At 56.1% G+C, this 19913-nt stretch carries 13 protein-coding genes; 7 read left to right on the top strand and 6 right to left on the bottom strand.

Features of this window, described 5'->3' with window-relative positions:
* Positions 1–26: 26 nt before the first annotated feature.
* Both RB_RS13505 and RB_RS13500 read right to left on the bottom strand, forming a co-directional pair.
* Positions 27–1031, bottom strand: coding sequence for an AAA family ATPase (locus RB_RS13505; RefSeq protein ID WP_007326093.1), 1005 nt, complete (start codon positions 1029–1031; stop codon positions 27–29).
* 11 nt (positions 1032–1042) lie between these two features.
* On the bottom strand, positions 1043–2554 hold the full coding sequence (locus tag RB_RS13500) for a sulfatase (protein WP_164921988.1): 1512 nt from the start codon (positions 2552–2554) through the stop codon (positions 1043–1045).
* Between the two features lie 366 nt (positions 2555–2920).
* Here RB_RS13500 and RB_RS13495 point away from each other — a divergent pair, with 366 nt between their 5' ends.
* Positions 2921–3607: a DUF2293 domain-containing protein gene (locus tag RB_RS13495; protein WP_164921987.1), complete on the top strand. Its 687-nt coding sequence runs from the start codon at positions 2921–2923 to the stop codon at positions 3605–3607.
* Positions 3608–3820: 213 nt separating this feature from the next.
* A complete protein-coding gene (locus tag RB_RS13490; protein WP_231846478.1) occupies positions 3821–4513 on the top strand; it encodes a glycine zipper domain-containing protein in 693 nt (230 codons plus the stop codon).
* Positions 4514–4832: 319 nt separating this feature from the next.
* On the opposite strand, the gene RB_RS13485 is transcribed toward RB_RS13490, so the two are convergent.
* Positions 4833–7295 (bottom strand): ATP-binding protein, encoded by a 2463-nt coding sequence (locus tag RB_RS13485; RefSeq protein ID WP_011121001.1) that lies wholly within the window; start codon positions 7293–7295, stop codon positions 4833–4835.
* A 103-nt stretch (positions 7296–7398) separates the two neighbouring features.
* Here RB_RS13485 and RB_RS13480 point away from each other — a divergent pair, with 103 nt between their 5' ends.
* Together RB_RS13480 and RB_RS13475 are read left to right on the top strand one after the other, a co-directional pair.
* A complete protein-coding gene (locus tag RB_RS13480; protein ID WP_011121000.1) occupies positions 7399–8238 on the top strand; it encodes a purine-nucleoside phosphorylase in 840 nt (279 codons plus the stop codon).
* A 112-nt stretch (positions 8239–8350) separates the two neighbouring features.
* Positions 8351–8971 carry a DUF937 domain-containing protein gene (locus tag RB_RS13475; RefSeq protein ID WP_011120998.1) on the top strand — a complete coding sequence of 207 codons (621 nt, stop codon included), beginning with the start codon at positions 8351–8353 and terminating at the stop codon, positions 8969–8971.
* A gap of 8 nt (positions 8972–8979) precedes the next feature.
* On the opposite strand, the gene RB_RS13470 is transcribed toward RB_RS13475, so the two are convergent.
* Both RB_RS13470 and RB_RS13465 read right to left on the bottom strand, forming a co-directional pair.
* The gene (locus RB_RS13470; RefSeq protein ID WP_011120997.1) at positions 8980–11970 is read right to left on the bottom strand and encodes a tetratricopeptide repeat protein; all 2991 of its coding nucleotides are present in this window, start codon (positions 11968–11970) and stop codon (positions 8980–8982) included.
* Positions 11967–13697, bottom strand: coding sequence for a hypothetical protein (locus RB_RS13465; RefSeq protein ID WP_231846476.1), 1731 nt, complete (start codon positions 13695–13697; stop codon positions 11967–11969). The genes RB_RS13470 and RB_RS13465 overlap by 4 nt, the downstream gene beginning before the upstream one ends.
* A 369-nt stretch (positions 13698–14066) precedes the next feature.
* On the opposite strand from RB_RS13465, the gene RB_RS13460 reads away from it, so the two are divergent.
* Complete coding sequence (locus RB_RS13460) at positions 14067–14960, top strand: HEAT repeat domain-containing protein (RefSeq protein WP_165447216.1); 894 nt, start codon at positions 14067–14069, stop codon at positions 14958–14960.
* A gap of 65 nt (positions 14961–15025) precedes the next feature.
* On the opposite strand, the gene RB_RS13455 is transcribed toward RB_RS13460, so the two are convergent.
* Entirely contained in the window at positions 15026–16243 is a 1218-nt protein-coding gene (locus RB_RS13455) for an AAA family ATPase (RefSeq protein ID WP_011120994.1), read from the bottom strand.
* 225 nt (positions 16244–16468) lie between these two features.
* Here RB_RS13455 and RB_RS13445 point away from each other — a divergent pair, with 225 nt between their 5' ends.
* Positions 16469–18538, top strand: a complete 2070-nt coding sequence (locus RB_RS13445) for a DUF1592 domain-containing protein (protein WP_164921986.1) — start codon at positions 16469–16471, stop codon at positions 18536–18538.
* Entirely contained in the window at positions 18535–19890 is a 1356-nt protein-coding gene (locus RB_RS13440) for a DUF1552 domain-containing protein (RefSeq protein ID WP_011120991.1), read from the top strand. Before RB_RS13445 ends, RB_RS13440 begins: the two co-directional genes overlap by 4 nt.
* Positions 19891–19913: the final 23 nt, after the last annotated feature.

Raw genomic sequence — 19913 nt, 5'->3', positions numbered from 1 at the left:
GATTGTGAGACGGATAGGAGCACCGATCAATCGCCCTTTTCTGGAACCTTCTCTAGAATTTCCAGCAAAACGTGGTCGGTGTCGATGCCCTCGGCTTGAGCTTCGAAGTTCAGAAGCACGCGGTGACGCATCGCGGGCAGGAACATCCGGCGAATGTCTTCGAAAGAAACGTTGAAGCGGCCGTCCAGCAAAGCCTGCACTTTCGCGGTTAAAGCGAGCGTTTGGGCTCCGCGGGGGCTGCTGCCCCAGCGAACGTATTCGTTGGTGATCGGAACGCTGTAGGGACCGTCAGGGTGAGTCGCCATGGTCAGCCGCACCAAGTAATCCTGGACGTGCGGGGCGAGGATGACTTCGCGAACAAGTTTTTGCCAGCGTTGGATTTCTTCGCCATCCATGACCTTTTCGATCTCGGGACGCTCGCCACGGGTCGTGCGATCGACGATCGTCGCCAGCTCATCGCGGTTGCTGTAGCCAACTACCAGTTTGAACAGGAACCGGTCCATCTGAGCTTCGGGAAGCGGGTAGGTGCCTTCCTGCTCGATCGGGTTCTGCGTGGCCAAGACAAAGAACGGTTGGTCCAGCGTGTAACGATGGCCGCCCGCGGTCACGGTGCCTTCTTGCATCGTTTCCAGCATGGCCGACTGAGTCTTCGGGGTCGCTCGGTTGATTTCGTCGGCGAGCAGAATCTGGGTGAAGACGGGGCCTTTTTGAAATTCAAACTTGCGGCGTCCGGATTCATCTTCCACGACCATGTTGGTGCCCAAAATGTCGGCGGGCATGAGGTCAGGCGTGAACTGAATTCGATTGAATTGCAAATCCAAGACCTCGGCCAGTGTCCGGACCAGCATCGTTTTGCCCAGTCCCGGCACGCCTTCGAGCAAGCAGTGACCACCGCAAAGCATCGATGTCAAAACTCCGCTGACGATGTCATCGTGACCCACGATCACGCGACCAATCATTTCACGGATCGCGACGTATCGCTGACGAAATTGTTCCGCGTCGGCTCGCATCGCATCGACGGTGGTGCTCATAAGCTTGTGTGTCAGTTCGAAGAGGTGAAGTTTGGATTGGGAACGGGCATTTTGGCATTCATTTCAGTTTGCCATTGCCGAAGTGCATCACGCAATTCAGCGAAACGTTCGGGCTCAGTTTTCGACAAGTCTTTGGTTTCGCCCATGTCGACCGATAGATCATACAGTTCTGCGGTGTCGGTTTCGTAGAACTCGATCAATTTGTAATTGCCACGGCGAATCGCCGCACCGGGACGCCAGAGCGAACCATGGTAGTGAGGGTAGTGCCAGTGCAGGTCGCGGGGCGAGGAATCGGTTTCCGCGGCTTCACCAGCGATCGCGGGCAACAAGCTGATTCCATCGGCGTGCGATTCAGGCTGAAGCGGCAATCCGACCACGTCGAGAATGGTTGGGAACAAATCCGTGCTGCACGCGACGGAGTCAACTGTTTTCGGTTGATGAGAAACGGTTTCGTTCGTCGCTCCACCGGGCATCGTTTTTGGCAATCGCACCAGCAGCGGTTCTCGGATTCCGCCTTCGTACAACCAACCCTTGCCGGCTCGCAGGGGCGAATTGCAAGTTGGGCCAAATTTGCGAAGTGTCGACAGACCGCCGTTGTCAGAAAAGAAGATGACCAGTGTGTTGTCATCGACTCCGTGTTCTTTCAACGCTTTCATGATTCGGCCGACACTGGTGTCGACGGCTTTCACCATCGACGCGTACGCCGGGTTGTCTTGGCGACCACGCGTGACCGCATCCCGCTCGGCAATCGTCGGAGTGTCGCCCTGCAGTTCCGGCGAGTTTGATTGCTTTTCTTCGAAGTGATCGATCGTTCGCTTGTCAGGAGTGATGGGCGAGTGCACGTTGTAGTAGCTCATCATCATGAAGAACGGTTTGTCTTCACGCGATGCGGTGTCGACCAACGAGACCGCTTCATCGGTCAGACGCGTTGTCAGGTATTCGCCATCTTGCTTGGCTTTCAGATACGGGTTCTTCCAAGGCGAGTAATAGCCGCCGGGAGGCGAGCCTTTGTGGCCGCCGCCGATGTTGATTTGGAATCCTTGGTCGGTGGGCAGGTGCCCGACGTCACCGAGGTGCCATTTGCCCAAGAAGAACGTTTGGTAGTCGGCGGCGTCTCGCAGGTGTTCCGCGATCGTGACTTCGTCCAGTGCCAAGTTGTCTCGGTCGTCGACATGTTGGAACCGAGGGTTCTGGGCTCGGTCGGTCGACATGCCTGGGATCCAGTCGGTGATGTCGACACGAACCGGATGACGTCCGGTCATGATGCTGGCTCGAGTGGGAGAGCACACGGGACAAGCGGCGTACGCGTTGGTGAACCGTATTCCCGATTCAGCCAAAGCATCGATCTGTGGCGTTTCGTGATAAGTGCTGCCATAGCAACCCAAATCCGCCCATCCCAAATCATCGACCAAGAACAGCAGGACGTTGGGACGCGAGGGAGCTGGCGAGGTTTCCTCTGCGACCAGCGTCGTTGGGTTTCCGAGCGAAGCGATCGTTGCAATCAACAACACCGCCGTTGTCACCAGGTTCGATGATGCGAGTGAGGGTGATGAGACAGGGCAATGAGATCGCAGCATTTGACGGCACAAGATGTCTAGCTAAGTGGTGGTTGTCTAAGCCAGATCCAGGATCGGGCTGAGCGTCATTGTAGCCCAATCCAAGGGCACTCGGTGGTGCCGGCGGGGCTTCTGTCGAGTGGCATCGGCTTCCAGTCTGCGGAGGAACACGGACTGGAGGCCTGTGCCACTTTGGATGAGAAGTTATGACGATTCTGGCGGAAATCGAGGTGCGATGACTGGGCTGGGGGATGGAAGATCGCGTGCCGATATTGTGCTCGTAGAATGATTGTGCTCGTAGAATGACAGTCACCACCCAATCCAAAGTTGACGATGGCGGATCGATCCACTGAAACACTGACGGGTTCGCCCGGTCCAACTGAGCGAACCGTGCGTTTGTCTTCGGGAGAAGTCTGCAATGTCCCGAGTGGTTGGGAGTTGTTGCCGCCGGGAGACGCCGGTGTGACTCGCCGTGTCAAAGCCGCTGGTCCAACGTGGACGGTCAAAGAAAAGAAAGGGCGGCGTGAGTTTTCGCAGGGGCTGTGGGCGGACGCGAAGCAGATCGCGGATGCGAAGGCGTCGATGGAGGCGACTCGATCTACCGCTGGCTACGCGAAAAAGCAGGCGGCCGCGAAAAAACGGCGTGACGAAAAGCAGGGTGAATACGTCGAGGATTTCTTCCAAGCCGTCTGCGACTTTTTAGAATTCGCCCCGGAGTACTCCGCGGTGGCCAAACATCTCGCCAAAGCGGTGACGGAGCACGCAACGCCCGTTGGCAGTGGCACGGTCGCTCGCACCGAACGAATCCCGATCGAGCGTCGAGCCGAATCAGCCGTCATCGCTTGGATGCGTCACCAGACGACGGCGTACGACAACATGAAGATCGAACGAGTCAAAGGCCGTCGGCGTGAGGTGCGTCGCGAGCTCGCCGCGAAATCTCGTGAGCTGCTTCAGAATTATCGCTCCGGGGAAGAAAACGCGATGGTTGGGTGTCCGCTGGCAAAAGCGTTGCGGGGATAGGTTCGAGCCAGGTTCTCATTGGGCAGTTTCACGGCTCGGTTTCATGAGGATCGCGCGCGGTTGGGAAGCGGATACAAAAAATTGGCGTTGTTGTTGAAGGGACTGCCGATCTAAAAGCGTAGGTGGTCGACGGATGGTTTCCGTCGCAGCCGAGGCGAGCAACCTTTCCCGTTCGCGTTCCCTTCGTTTGCCCCGTTTGAGGTGGCATTGAATATGAAAATCCAATTCAACTTTGGCGTCCGTTTGATTCTCGCTGGTGCCGCTGTGTTGGCATCGGGAGTCTTCACCCCAAGCAACGCCATGGCACAAGCCAACACCCAGCGTGGTGCAACTTTGGGTGGTATCACCGGCGCGATCGCAGGCGCGATCATCGGCGACAACAACAACGAAGCGGGGGCGGGAGCTGCAATCGGCGGTGCCGTCGGAGCCGTTGCCGGTGGATTGCTTGGCAACGCGAAAGACAAAGAGTTGCAAGCTCAGCAGCGGTATTACACGCAGCCCAGCCACTACACACGAACCATTGCCCCACAACCTGCCGTATCGCCACTTGTGCCTACCACAGCCGTCTCGTTCAACGACGTCGTCGCGATGAGCCGCAGCGGTGTCAGCGAAGGCGTGGTGCTGAATCAAATTGCATCCCGCGGTGTTCAGCGGCGTCCCGTCGTGTCGGACATCATCTCGCTGCACCAACAAGGCGTAAGCGAAGTGGTGATTTCGGCAATGCAGAACGCTCCCGTTGGTGACCAGGTCGTCGTGCAAGCACCCACGGTGGTGGAAACACCGGTTTATGTGCCCGCGCCTCGCGTGTACGTGCAGCCAGCACCGGTTTATCGTGCTCGTCCCGTCTACCACGGGCCGCCACGCCATGGTCGTAGCAACGGCTTTCATATCCACTACGGTCACTGATCAGTAGGCTGTTTCGGCAGCCATCGCAGGCTTCGATCATTGCTGATCAAGCAATTCCTGTCGTTTTGCCGATCAAGCAAATCCTGTAGCACGGCGGTCTCCGCCGTGAATGCGTAAGTGCTCGATCCTATGCTCGGCCCTCCCCTCGCTTCGCTCGACCCTCCCAAAGGGAGGGTGAATTGCAATGGCAGGACCTCTGCGTTTTCGAGGGTGAACTTGTTGTTGCAAACGCCGGCTTGCGAAACGGAACAAGCTCTTCAGGTGAGTCTGAATTCTGGCGAATCCAGCTACGGATCTCACGGTCAGGTCGGCGATGTTCCTAGAACAACGCGGTCGCTTCGCCGGTGGAGTCGACTTGCCAGGGCGTCCATAGGATGACTGGGCTGCCAATCTTCAGGTCGCTTTTTCGCGGCGGGATGGTCACTGTTTCGAGCTCCAGGTTTTCGATGTCGAACTCCTGTCCGAGCTGATCGATTTCGTGACGCAGTTCGTCTTCGAGCTCTTGCATGTCGATGTGCAGTTGCTCGAGTGCCGCTTCGGCTCGTTTGACATCGCCGCGTTGCTGGGCGGCTCGTGACGCACCTCGAGCCGCCGTCGACATCTTGGAAACGTTCGTTCGACTGGCAATTTTGCGTCCCATGAACGCGCCGATCAACGAGGTGCCAAAGGACAGCAACGAGGACATCTTGGCGGATTCGTATTGGTCTTCTTCGCGAGCGATTCGTTCCTCTGCCGTTCGCATCTTGCCTTCGAGCGTCTTCATCTTCGAACCGTATTTGTCACGCAGCTTTTCCGTCTGCAAATCGCGTTCTTCACGTGCAGCTTGTTGGAAATGCAGTCGAGCTTCGACTTCGCTGGCACCCGCCGGAGCGTATTCACCCAGCGCGGGGCTTTTGAAAAGCTCCATCGGATGATGTCGGTAGAGGTAGTCCTTCAATTGCTTTTGGATCGACTTCAGTTTGCTGGCTCCGCGAAGGTCGTCGGGCAAATCGGTGAAGTCGAAACCCTCCTCGGGGTCGGACACCCATTCGGCGTCAACGTCCAACGCTTCGCTGGATTCCCACACGCCTTCGGGGACTCCTTTTCCGCAACGCAAAACTCGTCGAGCGTCGACCCATTCGTCCACGCCAGCACTGCTGCGGACGAAGTGCATGGAACCTTCGCCCAACAATGCGGCCCGGTAAACTCGTCGGCCGTCGCCACCGGGATAACGAGTGGGGACCAAGAATGCTTCACCCACTCCGGTCGGCAACACGGGGCGACTGGGGGAGGAGACTTCGCTCGAGACCGATTCGTGCTCGCCGGCTTGTTCGGCCGCGAGTTCCGCTTTGCGATCCGCCATCAGTGCGGAGATTTGATCGCGGGCCAACGGACCGGCCAGGAACGACATCGCCCAACGCGTTTGGAACACGGTCGGTCCATCGTCGTGCACATTGTTCATCAGGAAAACGCGACTGCCCAACGAGGCGAGGAGTTGTTCCATCTCGGCCTTGTTGAACGGTTTGCCCGTTTGAGCGGCGGCACCTTCTAGCCCATCCAGCACACGAGCCTTGTCGCGTTCGGTTTGCAAGCGGCCAAGGAACCAAGTGCCAATGTTCGACAAGCCTTTGTAGTCGAGGTCGACCGGGTTTTGGGTCGCGAGCGTGACGCCCAGTCCAAACGCGCGGGCTTGTTTGAGCAGCGTTAGCATCGGTGGTTTGGATGGTGGGTTGGCAACCGGTGGGAAGTAGCCAGCCACCTCGTCCATGTACAGCATCGCGCGGAGAGAGCTGGTACCGCTTTGCGTTCGCATCCAGGAGACGATCTCGTTGAGCAAGATCGTGACGAAGAACATGCGTTCTTGATCACCCAAGTGTGCAATCGAAAGGATTGATAGTTTGGGTTTGCCTTCTTTCGTGTACAGCAAATCGGGGATCGAAAGTGACTCGCCTTCCAGCCACGACGAGAAGGCGGGAGAGGCCAACAAGTTGTTGAGCGTCATCGCCAGCTTGGCTCGTTCGCTCGGCGGCATGAAGGTGTCCAGGTCGAGCACGCCGACGCGAGTGATCGGTGGTGCGGAGATCAAGCCAATCAAGTCACCAATCGTGACGCTGCGTCCGTCTCTCCAGCAATGATCCAAGATGGAACTGATCAGAATGTGTTCGCGTGAAAGCAACGGATCGGCTTCCATCCCGAGCAATGTCAGCAATCCCGACGCGGCACCGGTGACTCGTTCTCGCATCGCGTCGGTGTTGGACAAGACCTCCGGTGGCGGAGCGTCAAAACTCTTCAGGACGGTCAGCGGAATCCCGGTGTTGCTGCCCGGTGTGTAGATCGCGACGTCGGCGGCGGCTTTGAACTTGGCAACTCGCTCCGGTGACTGTCCCCAAGAGGCCAAGCCATTTTTCCATGTCTTCGCGGTCTTGGCGGCGTACTCCTCCAACGTCATGCCTTTGCGAGACGCTTCGCCCTGTTCCAACCAAGGCTTAAAATCGTCGGGCTTCATGTCGGGAAACGCCAACATCAGGTTCGCCAGGTCACCCTTGGGGTCGATGCAGATCGCCGGGATTCCATCGATCGCGGCTTCTTCGAGCAACGACAAACACAGCCCGGTTTTTCCGCTGCCGGTCATGCCCACGCACATCGCGTGGGTGCACAAATCTTTCGCGTCGTAGAGCAGCAAGTCGTCGAGAGCTTTGCCGCCCGCAATGTCGTACTGGCGGCCCAAATAGAACGTGGCCAGTTTCTCGAACACGTCGGGAGAAGGCGTGGCAGATGTCTGAGAAGGAGAAGATGAGGACATGCGACGAATCGTGTTGCGAGCAGACGAGTGGATTCCAAGCGGTTGGTAACATACAACGTTCGGCAGTTTCCATCATCGGTGCCACTCCAACACGACCTGATCCATGCTCGATCTGTACGACAAAATTGACGAAGCCTGCACAGAAATCCGTCGTCACACTCGCGACACGCCACGTGTCGGCATTATTTTGGGCACGGGATTGGGCGGGTTGGTTGAGGACATCGAGGTCGAAGCAACGCTGGACTATTCCGAGGTTCCACACTTTCTGAAGTCGACCGCGACCAGCCACGCGGGACGATTGATCATTGGCCGGATGGGCGGCGTGCCGGTGTTGGCGATGGAAGGTCGTTTCCACTTTTATGAAGGTTACGATCTGAAAGACATCACGCTGCCCGTGCGTGTATTCAAAGCGATGGGCGCCGAATTGTTGATCGTCAGCAACGCTTGTGGGGGACTGAATCCTTACTTCGCCAACGGCGACATCATGGTGATCGAGGACCAGATCAACTTGATGGGCGGCAATCCGTTGATCGGCATCAACGACGATCGCTTGGGACCACGTTTCCCGGATATGTGCGAACCCTACGATCAACAATGGATCGACAAGACGTTGGCCATCGCTCGTCGCAACGAAATTTATCCTCACAAAGGTGTCTTCGTCGCGGTCGCGGGACCATGTTTGGAAACTCGCGCTGAATATCGCTACCTGCGGCAGATCGGGGCAGATGTTGTTGGAATGAGTACAGTGCCCGAAACCATCGTCGCCGTGCACGCGGGATTGAAAGTCGTTGGATTGAGCGTGATCACTGACATGTGCTTACCAGATGCACTGAAGCCGGCCGATGTGTCTGAGATCATTGCGACGGCAAATGCCGCCGAACCCAAACTGCGAACGATCGTTCGTGGGATCGTTCAAGAGTGCGGTGAAGTTCGCATCGCTTGATCGATGCGAACACAGTTGACGATCGCGGCGGGTGCCATGTTGGTCGGGTGAAAGATACAATCGTTCACACCTCATCACTTCTTTTTGAAGACCCCGTCTTTAGGATTCATCCATGTCTGAGTTGTTGGAACAAGTCGGTCGTCAAATGACGCCCGAACGTATCTCAAGCCTGAGCCGATCGCTTGGTGCGGATGAGGATACGGTTCGGAATGCGGTCAGCGCGGCATTGCCAACGTTGCTCGGCGCAGTGACTCGCCAAGCCGACGATCCCTCCCAAACCGCTCAATTGCATCATGCGTTGGAGCGTGATCACGATGGTTCGTTGCTGGATCATCTGAGTGGTTTGTTTGGATCGGACGATGCAACTCAGAACGCTGGTGTGACATCCAAAACGACCGCCGGCGGCGCGATCTTGGATCACATTCTGGGTAACAAGAAAGAACGCGTTGAACATGGTGTTAGCGCAGCGAGCGGGTTGTCGATGGGACAGTCAACCAAGCTGATGATGATATTGGCCCCGGTGCTGATGGGCGTTTTGGGACAGCAGCGAAAATCCAAAGGGTTGTCACCGGACGGTTTAGGCGAAATGCTGCGTCAAGAGAAGGCCTCGGTCCAGCAATCGGCTGACGGCGGAAGCATGTTGGGCCGAATGTTTGACCAAGACGGCGACGGTGACTTCGACATGATGGATGTCGTCAAGTTCGGCATGGGCCGCTTCTTCGGTCGCAAGTAAGCGAAACCTTACTCTTCTTCTTTCATCGACTCGAATCGGTCGATTTGAAGATGCAAGTGCCATTGGCCCGGATCGTCCAACAGGCTGGTTCGCTCGAGCAGCAGGGCTTGGTTGATCTCGCCTTGCTGGGCCAGGATTTCAGCGAGCGTGTCACGGTAGACAGCGCTGTTCGGTTCGATCGAAACAGCGTGGCGTGACATGTCCAACGCGTCGTCCAATCTTGAACGATTTCGAACGGCACACCAAGCAACATTGTTCGCGGTCGTGGCGTCGAGCGGGAAAAGGCGAAGATGTTCCATGCCGGCGTCCACGATGCGGTTGAGCCATTCGTCGGCGGACTGCGTCATGCCCAGTTGTTTGATTCGTGGCAACATCAACTCGGCCGAGTGGATGTCGATGGGCTCGAAGCGAAGCAGCAGTTCAAAGATACGTTTGACCTCCCGTTGCTCGTCCGCCGTCAGTTGTTGCTTGTCAGATTGCAGGATCAGTTCCAACTGGTTGCGTAGGATCAACTGTGGCAAAAGGACGTAGTTAATTTCTTGATAGTCCGAGGCTGCCAAGGTGCCCGCAAACCCCAGGTCATACCAGCGAATCGCTTGCAAGCGTTTTTCAATCGCGTCGGGTGGTAGTTGTTCCAATTCCGCTTCCGCCGCGTTGCCCTCGTCGGCGGAGGCTGCCGTGGTGCGTCGTAGGACGAACCGGTTGTAAGCTCGAGCGATGTCCATCAAGGCAAGCGTTTCGTCTGATTCAAACGCGGTGATTAAAAGCAGTGATTGGTATAAGTCTTCCGCTAAATCCCACATGCCGGCACCGGCCAACGCGTCCGCCATTTGTTGTCGCATGTCGGTTGATGGTGTTGCCGCCATGACTTGCAATTGGGTGCGAAGCTCGTCAGCCAACAATTGGTCACCATCTCGTTGTGCAAGCATCAGTTGCTGCAGAACGACCTGGAACCCGATCATCGCGTCGTCTCGCAATCCCGCATTCAGTACCGATTGCGGTTCACTCGTCAACTCCTGCCAGATGCTCTCGAAATCCTCCGGCGTGGGAGCGTGTGAGTCATCGCGATGGTGGTCGGTCAACAATTTCAAACGCGCCGGTAGGTCTCCGTTTTGAGCCATTCCTCGAACGATCCCGCGGACGAAATCCGCTCGACCGTGTGCTTCAAAAAGTGCTTCCCACTGTTGAGCGGAGGGGACATCTGATTCCGACAGCGTGTATTCATCGACTTTGGTTCGTTGTTGGAGATCGTTTTCCGATTCACCGGAACGAAGGTGTTCGCCGAGTAACTCGATCCATTCACGATGGTTGCGAACATCTTCCGGAGCGGCTCGTGCGATCTCACACGCCGTGATGAAGCTTTGTTCGGTCGACCATTTCGGACGATGGTGAAAGATGAACCAATTGAGGTAGTAGAGGAGCTCTTCGTTGGTCGGTTCGACCACACGCGAAACCAAACGCAGTGACAGCCGAGAAAGCAGGCTGGGTTTTTCAGGTGCGGCCAATTCGAAAATCCAATCAGTCTTGTTCGTTGCGGCGAGCGTCGCGAGAACAAAATGCTGAGTCAAAACCGATTCGCGGCCTGGTGAGGCTTTGACATACATTCTCGAATCGGAAAATTGAGTTGCGATTCGATACGCGAAGTCTGGCCGACCAATGTCAATTGCCGTTCGCATCAGAGCGAGGCAATCCAGGACTTTTTCTTTCGGTGCAACGCCCGATCCGGAAGTCAATTCCTCTTCAGACACACTGCGTTGTTGATCGATGGCTTCGTCGATCCATTGTTCCAAGTGCGTATCGAGTTGTTCAGCTTCGAATCCCAAAAGCTGTAACCCGCGAGCATGACGTGACGTTTTGATCGCGACCGCCGATGCCTCCCGCGGTGATTGCCGTTCCAAAATATCGATGGCGGAGTCGACTTCGCCGTGGATCAGCAATGATCGCCAACGAAGCGTTTCGTAGGACGGAGAAAGACTTTTTTCGCGGTCTCCTGTCAACGCTTCGATGGCTGCGAGGCGAAGCGAGTCATTGCCCGATCGAGTGGCGGCGAGCAGGGTGTCGGACCAGTGCCGAACGGCTTCGTCGCGTGCCAATTGTTGCTCGACCGGTGTTCCTTCGCCGGCGGATTCATCGAGCCGTGTGGCTTCCTGAGCGGATTCTTCCGCGATCGCATTCCAATCCGACGTCACCATTCGCACGACTCGGTTGAGCGAGTGCCGCGATGTGTTGGGCTCGTCGGTTTCCGCTGATTGTTGCTGAGCAAGTTCGTCGTGCTTCTGCGCGACTTCGGAAGCGGCTTCAAGATTTCCACGCTGCAAATGCATCACGCACAATGCTTCGGCACGTTGGTCATCTCGCCACGTTTCTGCGGTGGCCGGAAGCGATGGCGAATCGCCGGGGCGGCGAATCAAGTCGTCCCGGCAGAGTGCCATTTTTTTGTTGGCCGAAGCACGATCCAAGAATGCGATCAATTCGGGCAGCGAATTTTGTAGGACCGCGATCCGGGCGTAGATCGGATAGCGAGACTCGACGACCAACGAAATTCGAGCGAGGATGGCTTCGTATTCGATCGTTCCGGAAGCTTCCTCCATCGCGACGGTGGCGGCACGGAATCGGCCAGCTTCGAGCAACACTTCGATCGCTTCGGCAGGACTGACTTTGGAGAGAATGTCGGCCAGTTCGGTGGGTGTGTCGGAGAGAATCCCACGTTGCCATTGAGATTGAACCCACCGGGCGCGATCCGAAATTTCGGGATCATGATGTCGGATCGCCTGGGCGACATCAGACCGCCAGCGATCTCGATCACTCCACCACCGCAACGTTGTTTGAACTCGATCGTCGAACTCCGAAGCAGCCAGCAATTCCGTTTGAGTTGTCGGCGTTTCCGAGGGTGGTGCCTCCTGGTCCACGCTCCATGCGAATTGAGCGGGAACCATGGTGCAGGACAGACACGCGGCGACAATCGCGAACGCTAGCTTGTTACTCAAGGTGGTGGTCACTGCGAAGTTGATGGGGTGTATCGGGTTTCAATCCAATCGGCGATTCGTTGTGGGTCAGCACCTTCGACGTTTTGAAACGACCGAAGGATACCCGCCGCGTCGGCGCGGACTTCCGGGGTGGATTTTGAGGCAATCGATTCGTAAATCGCCTGAGCGGCCTGCCCCGTTTCGGATTCCATCGGCAATTGGAATTTGGCCAATGCCTTGGAAACCACAAACGGAAGATCGTCGAGCGTGTAGGTGTAGTTCCGAGCTCCACGGCGTGCGATCAGTTGTTGAGCACTGGCTTCAACGACCAGCAATGCAATCGAATCCGTTACGTTGAATTCGTTGCCTGCGGTCCGGTCTGCCATTGCTCGCGAAACGCCGCCTCGATAGTACGTTCCCAGGTCCGCGATTTGATACAGCGTTTCTGCACGAGCGACCTGTTCGTCGGTGACCGCAGCTTTCTCGGCAGCTTCAGCCAACGATTTCATTGTTGACCAATCCGGTTGCCGGATTGCTTCTTCAGCAGACGCAATGGCGGTTTCACCAGCCGCAATGTTCTCCGCGGTCGGTTCGGGACGAGCTGCGGGTGATGGTGTCGTTGTGGGGGATGGTTCGGGACCAGGCGTAGGCTGCACGGTGTTCGGTTGCATGCTGTCGTCGACGTTCGACTGCATTCCCATTCCCATACCGGGAGCTGGAGCAGTCTCGGGTGGCGATGGCATTCCCGATGGCAGCCCTGGCATTGTGCTGGTGTCAGGCAACGCATCCGGATTGGATAGGAAGTTTCCCAAAGAGTCTCGCGAATTGGGTTGAGCGGGGGGCGGTTGTTTCATGATCCCATCGCTCGTCGGTCGAACTTGTCGAACAGGTTCCTTTTGCTCGACGACCGGTGCTTGAGGTTGGCCCTGCCGATTCGCGTTGTCATTTTTGGTTCGAATCGTGATTCCATCGTTGCTGCGAACGACCTGGACTTCGCCGGGACCCCAAAAGAAAAAGGCGGCGAGAAAACCAACGATCACAAAACCGAGCAACAGAAATCCTCCCATCAACCATCCACCGGAATTTTGGCGGCGTCGTGCGCGAGCAGCGGTTGGCGAACGAGGTTGGACGACCAACGGGGCGGGGGATTGTGAAATGGTCGGAGTCAAGTTGGGTGTGACGTCCCCGATCCCGGTAGCTGGGTTGGCCGGCGTGACGTGCACTTGATCGATAACGGGACCAGCGGCAAGCGTGGCATCGACGATTTCGGTGACTGGTTGGTTGTTCGAGACGCGAGCCGCAGGTTGTGCTGATGCAACCGGTGCAGCATGCGTGTTGTTGGACGTGTTTCCGGTCGGCAACAATGCCGCCAAGGGATCCACCACGGGTGCCGCAGGTGTGTTTGTTGTGGCGTCGTTTGGCGAAGCCTGCTGCGGCGTTGCGGTGACGCTGGGCGAAGCAGTCTTGGTCGAGGATGCATCGTCCATTGAAACAATGCCGAAACGTGCGTCCAACTTGGCCTTCTTCTTCGGGTCCGTCAGCGCTCTTTGTGCGGTCTGCAGAACCTGAGCCGCACGCGACCACGTTTCGGGTGCGGTACTGGATTTGGCGGCCTTCAGTTGGGTGATTCGCCGCGCGATGGCCTCTTGAATGGCAGCGGCGTTGGATTCGCCGGGATTCAGCCCAAAGACTTGGTAGGCATGCGGCGACGTGACGTGCTCAGGCAACTCAAGCAGTTCGTGAATGGTCTTCCCCGTCATGCCGTCATCCAAAAGTCCAACGAATTGCATCTCATCGTGCGAAAGCGATTGCGGGCTCCAACTCGGTACCGCCGGATCATTCTAGCCGATGAGGGGGGAAACTCCCAAACCGGCTTTTGCAACCCAGATTCCGCTGAAACGGACAATTCAGTTTGCCCGCGAAAGCCAATCTGCTCGCATTAAGTAGCGTTATTGACGCTGGCGTCTTTGGGATCGTCCGCTTTCGAACGGTTCGGGGCGAGAAAACATTTATTCCGCGAGACGAAGTGAACTTTGTAACAACTGCTGGACTCTCGGGCGTCGCCTTTCGTGGATGGGATAGACTGATTGGCGATCGACAGTCGTACTGCCTCCAACGGGATTTTCGAGATGTGGAATCTTTTTCATCGCAGTTCAATCGTTTTGATGGTGGCGTTTTGTGCTCAGGCCCCCGGAGTTCAAGCGGCAGATTTCGTGTTTGAAGAGCGGGAGCCCAATTCGCCGGCGGCGACAGAAACTGACACGAAATATCCCGAGCAGATCGTCGACCGATTGTTTGAAATGTCAGTCAGCGATCCGTCACCTGTGATTCGAGTCAATGCTCTTCAAGCGTGTGCGAACATTCCGGATGGGGGAGATTGTTTGAACGATGCGGTCGAACAGTGCCTCGACGCTTCCGATCTCTTCGTGCGTTTGAATGCGATTCAAATGTTAGATCGAGTGGAGTTGAAGCCGCAGCGAAAGGTCGATGCCGCAATTGACTACTTGGAAATGCGGTATCAGAACCCGGACCGACGTACCCCGCTGAGCCATCGGTCGATGGCTCCCGCCGTCGGTGTGTTGACGAAGCATTCGGACATCGCAAACGCAACGCTCGCAGAGCGGCTACAAGCGACCGGTCCGATGACGTTGCTTCATTTACAGCTCGCAGGGGTGTTGAACTTGAACGTTGTCGAGAATGTGGATTGCTTGAATGAGCTATCGAAATCGGGCGACCAAGAGATTCGCGGCGAAGTTGTCTCGTTGTGGTCGAAGTACTTGGCAAGCGTGGCAACGCCACTTCCGCAGTCTGACCTCGGCGAGAAGCTCAAAGATGTCGCTCCAAAACTTTTTTCCTACGCCGAGAAGATCATCAGCCGATACGACAAAGACGAATCCAAGTCTCTCGATGAGCGTGAGTGGAAACAAATGCTGATGAGTCCGGCATCCGCGGATCTCAATCAAGATAAGATCATCACCATTGAGGAGTATGCCTTGCACATGCACAACCGATCAAAGAAGTAAAAAAACTGCCTCGATCCGATGGAGCGAGGCAGCGGGAACGTTGTCGTGAGGTGACCTCGTTCGCATTAGGGCTGGATGAACATCACCGGGAACTTGCGAACCGGTGCTGGCTTGGAGCTGGGAGGATTTTGTGCCGGACGTTCTGCTGCGATCGGTCGCTTCGGTGGTTGGGGTTGCGATGTCAGATGCCGTGGCAAATGAGGTTGGATGCGACTCCAGCTTTGAATGATTTGTTGCAACCGCGTGGTGATCTGTTGCTGCAATTGATCGGCTTCGCGTCGCAACGAGGCTTCGATTGAAGGCAATCGATTGAGTTCGCTGTTCAGGTTGGCGATGCCACTCGGGGCTTTGATCTCGAGCTTCAGTTCTTTCAGAACAGGTTGTAGTAGTTTGTCCGCCAGCTTTTCGAGCGGTTTCAGGACCACGCCGAGAACCTTGCCCGGCGTTTCCAAAATTTCGCGAATGCTGAAGGTGATGGTCTTCTTACCGAATGGGAGTTTGATCGAAAGCTTTTTGCCGAGCGTTTTCTCAAGTTTGGCTGCGGTCTTCTCTGCTGGAGCCAATTTCTTCTCGAAGCTGGACAGTGACTGATCCATCGTCATGAATGCACGGATGGGATCGTTCCACTGGGTCAGGTTGTTTCCGACGCGGTCGAGGGACTGGCGTGTGTTAGTCAAGACGGTGGCAATCGACTGAACAGTAGGGCGGGCAACACGGGATGTTGCGTCAAAAGCAGCTGCTCCACCTGGAATCGAATTGGCGCGAGCCGCGTTGGTTTGCAAATCGCGTCGCCAAGTCGAAATGGTTTTCTTGTAGCTCGCCAGTTTGAACTCGCCGCCCAGGATCGATTGTTCCAGTACTTTCAAACGGTCCTTTGCCGGACGTAGGATGTCTTTTTCGGCTTTGTCCGTCTTCTTACGCAACGTGTGAATTTGTTCCTGGACGCGTTGCAAGTTCTTTCGAAGCGTACGAGCGATTGTGCGAACTTTGGGGACAGAGGTGTAGGGTTTGAGATTGTCGATCAGAGTGATCAAGCGTTCGTCGGTCGCCTTGATGGCTCGTGTCGCGTCGATGGCATGGTTCACTCCGTCACGAGCCGTTTTGACCTGTTGGCGAAGCTGAGTCAGTCGGTTTTGCAATGTTTGGCATTCCTTTTCGATGCGAGCCAAATCGCTGTCGATGGCTCGGGTTTCTCGCATGTTGCTGGGAATTGGAGAGGCGTTCAGCGTGGTTGCCGCGAAAGCGAGCAGGAACGGAATCGACAGGACGAGTGCGGGTTTCATCGGTCTTCTCGCTTTGTGCAGGAGGGTGAGTTTTGGCGGAATTGATTGCCGTGTTGGGTTGTCGGGGGTTCCTGCGTCGCGAACGCCGAAACGCCCTCACCAAAACCCAGAAAAACACCAGCGATGCGGTTTGCTACACTGGGAGTCCCTCCCCCACCTTCATTCCTGCCTTGTGGAAGACTCAGTCCCATGCGGAATCCTCCGCTGAGATGCACTGATTTCGCGATGTTCTGCGCGTTGACGGTTCTGCTCACCACGCAGGCGGTGTCAGCGTCCGAACCTGAACGCACCGCTCCCGATGCTTCGGCGAAACCTTCTGGAACGCTGGAAACGGTTCTCCAAACCCATTGCGTGAAGTGTCACTCGGCCGGGCAGGATCCTGAGGGCGACATCGCGTTGTCAGAGATCAATGATCGGAACGTCGCCGACGATTTGGATCAACTGCAGAGTTTGATTGACGTTCTGGATCTGGAAGAGATGCCTCCGGAGGGCGAGACGCAGTTGCCGGCCGAGACACGTCGGAAGCTGCTGGCCGAATTGAAGGCGACCCTTCAGAACGCGGTCGCCCATACCAGACAATACCCTCGCACACCGATTCGGCGGATGAATCGATTTCAATACAACAATGCGGTGGTGGATCTGTTCGATCTGAATTGCACTGTGTTCACCTTGCCCGAACGTATGCTGCGGGAACATCGCGGTTACTTCCAACCGGCGTCGGGAAAGATGCCTGAGGAAGTGTTTGTCGGAAGTCGGCCACTGGGCAAGTCACAGATGATCGAACCTCGGTTGGCCGGCGTCGCTGCATTCCCTCAGGATCTGCGTGCGGAACACGGTTACGACAATCAAGCCGACCATTTGTCGCTGTCGCCGTTGTTGATGGAGTCGTTTTTGAAACTCGGGCAATCCATCACCGAGAGTTCCGATTTTGTTCCGGCCAACGTCGGGATTTGGGATTCGTTCTTCGCCGCTCCAACGCCCGAAGCTGACATCGAGTCAATCGTGCGTGAACGGTTGAAGTCGTTTTTGACGCGAGCGTTTCGCCGCTCAGTCGATCAATCTCAACTGGATCGTTACAGCCAATACGTTTTGCAGAACCTCAAGGAAGGAGTCGCCTTTCCCGTTGCAATGAGGGCTATCGCGGCGGCAACGATTTCTTCGCCCCGATTTCTGTACCTGTACGACTCAGCTGACGAGTCGTCATCCGTCACGCCGCTCGATGATTACGAACTCGCTTCTCGATTGTCGTTCTTTCTATGGGGAAGCATCCCGGATCAGATCCTGTTGGAACTCGCTGCGAAGAAGCGTCTGCATGAGAAGGATGTTTTGAATGAGCAATTCGAACGCATGATTCGCGATCGAAAGCTCAAGCGTTTTTGCGACAGCTTTCCTTCGCAGTGGTTGCAGCTGGAGCGGATTATTTCGTCGGTGCCCAGTCCGGAAGAGTTTCCGGACTTTTACTTTTTGAAGTACCGCGACAGCATGCACATGATGTTGGAACCTCTGCTGTTGTTTGAGACTGTGTTGATCGAAAACCAACCGATCACTCAGTTGATTGATTCTGACTTCACGTATCGATCTGATTTGCTAGAGGATGCTTACGGCGACTTGGCAATCCAACACGATCGAAACGGCCGAGGCGTGCAGGTCATTCGGTTTCGTCGGTTGCCAATCGAAGACCGACGCGGTGGCGGCGTGATCACGAACGCGGCTGTGATGACGATGACATCGGGACCGGAAAGAACGCAACCGATCACCCGAGGCGCTTGGCTGGCGGGGGTTGTGTTCAACAACCCGCCCGAGCCTCCTCCCGCGGACGTTCCCGCATTGGGGGAAAAACCTGCCGAAGGCGAAGAGCACTTAACGCTTCGTGAACGACTTTCGATGCATCGGAAACGGTCCGATTGCAAAGGCTGCCACGAACAGATCGACCCGTTGGGGTTCGCACTCGAGAATTTCAATCCCGTGGGTGTTTGGCGAGATCAATACGAAAACGGTCGCGACGTCGACATGGCCGGGACGCTGTTTCGCAAGCACCGTTTTGAGAACGTGATCGAATTCAAGGACGCGTTGCTGGTGGAAAAGGATCGATTCACCGAGGCGTTGGCGGGGCATCTGCTGAGTTTCGCGTTGGCTCGTCCGCTGAGTGCCGCCGATCGTGTTGCGCTGGATGAGATCACGGCGAAGGTTGCCGCGGACGAATACAAAATTCACACGCTGCTTCGCCAAGTTGTGTTGAGCGAACCGTTTCAAACCAAATCATTCCCGCAAATCGCGAGCAATCCACGGCCATGATTCGAACCAGTCGACGTCGCTTTCTTCGCGGTTTGGGCGGAGCTTCTTTGGCACTGCCTTGGATGCCCAGCATTGCTATCGCTGCGCAGGCGGATCATGTGCCGATGCGAATGGCGCATTTCTATGTGCCGATTGGGGTCGTCCGTCGCGGCTTCTTTCCGGGCGAAGCCAATGATGTGATTCCCAAGGGCAATCTTGGCAATGTGATGAAATCATTGGGCAAACAAAGCCCGTTCGCCAGTGACGAACCGCTCGGTCAATTGACACCCACCTTGGAACCGTTGGAGTCGCTCAAACACAAAGTTAATCTCATCACCGGGATGGACCGCACGTTCCAGCAAGGAACTGACGTGCACGCGCAGTGCGCATCGTGTTACTTGAGCAGTGCGGTCCCGTACACGGATCAGGGAACGGCTTGGCCGCTCGATCGAACGCTGGACCATTTGGTGGCGGATGTGATCGGCACCGAAACACCGTTTGCGACTCTCGAGTTCAGTTGCAACAGCCACCGCGACAACAAAGAGTCGATCTACTTTGACAACATCTCGTGGTTCGGCACCGGGCATCTGGCACCATCGATTCGGGACCCTCGCAAGATGTACCATCGATTGTTTTCCACCCAGGAAATCGATCGCTATCGAGACATCACGGACTTGGTCCTTGAGGACGCTCGCGATTTGAAGATGCATTTGGGGTACGAGGACCGGCACAAGTTTGCCGAGTACTTTGATTCGATTCGTACGATCGAAACGCAAATGGATCGATTGGAACAGATGAAGTCGCAACTTTCTCGCGTGCAATTGGACGAACCGCCCGAAGCCTATCTGCCTCGCGGCGAATACATTCGCTTGATGGGTGATCTGATGGTGGTCGCGTTGCAAACCGGGCTGACCAACGTGGCGACATTCATGGTGGGGCCAGAGCGATGGGACACGCCATTCAAGTTTGAGAGCTTGTTTGACGAGCCTCGCAGCCATCACCAAATGTCACACAATCAAACGAAGGTGATCGATGATTTGCTGAAGGTTGATCGTTTTCATGTGGAGCAATATGTCTATCTGATGGAGAAGATGGACTCGATCGAGCAAGCCGATGGTTCCACACTCCTCGACAACACCCTTTTAACTTATGGATCAGGGTTGGGTGATGGATCAACGCACCAATACAACGATCTGCCAATCGTTGTTGCGGGAGGCGGCGATCGCGTTGCCTCTGGGCGTCACATCAACATGCCCGAAGGAACACCGCTGGCGAATTTGTGGTTGACCCAGGCTCGATTGCTGGGGGTTCCCATGCAACGGTTCGCCGACAGTACCGGAATGATCGACGGTTTAATGGCCGAGCGTTTGTAACGTCTTACGAAGACCGTTCTCAA

Origin of the sequence: Rhodopirellula baltica SH 1, assembly GCF_000196115.1 — a bacterium.
In the GTDB taxonomy this organism is placed as follows: domain Bacteria; phylum Planctomycetota; class Planctomycetia; order Pirellulales; family Pirellulaceae; genus Rhodopirellula; species Rhodopirellula baltica.
Note: the sequence above shows the minus strand (reverse complement) of the source record. Positions and strands in the feature narration are given on the sequence as shown.

Coding starts and splice junctions, on each gene's coding strand:
- RB_RS13505 (WP_007326093.1), bottom strand. CDS start 1,031: ATGAGCACCACCGTCGATGCGATGCGAGCCGACGCGGAACAATTTCGT.
- RB_RS13495 (WP_164921987.1), top strand. CDS start 2,921: ATGGCGGATCGATCCACTGAAACACTGACGGGTTCGCCCGGTCCAACT.
- RB_RS13490 (WP_231846478.1), top strand. CDS start 3,821: ATGAAAATCCAATTCAACTTTGGCGTCCGTTTGATTCTCGCTGGTGCC.
- RB_RS13485 (WP_011121001.1), bottom strand. CDS start 7,295: ATGTCCTCATCTTCTCCTTCTCAGACATCTGCCACGCCTTCTCCCGAC.
- RB_RS13480 (WP_011121000.1), top strand. CDS start 7,399: ATGCTCGATCTGTACGACAAAATTGACGAAGCCTGCACAGAAATCCGT.
- RB_RS13475 (WP_011120998.1), top strand. CDS start 8,351: ATGTCTGAGTTGTTGGAACAAGTCGGTCGTCAAATGACGCCCGAACGT.
- RB_RS13465 (WP_231846476.1), bottom strand. CDS start 13,697: ATGACGGGGAAGACCATTCACGAACTGCTTGAGTTGCCTGAGCACGTC.
- RB_RS13460 (WP_165447216.1), top strand. CDS start 14,067: ATGTGGAATCTTTTTCATCGCAGTTCAATCGTTTTGATGGTGGCGTTT.
- RB_RS13455 (WP_011120994.1), bottom strand. CDS start 16,243: ATGAAACCCGCACTCGTCCTGTCGATTCCGTTCCTGCTCGCTTTCGCG.
- RB_RS13445 (WP_164921986.1), top strand. CDS start 16,469: ATGTTCTGCGCGTTGACGGTTCTGCTCACCACGCAGGCGGTGTCAGCG.
- RB_RS13440 (WP_011120991.1), top strand. CDS start 18,535: ATGATTCGAACCAGTCGACGTCGCTTTCTTCGCGGTTTGGGCGGAGCT.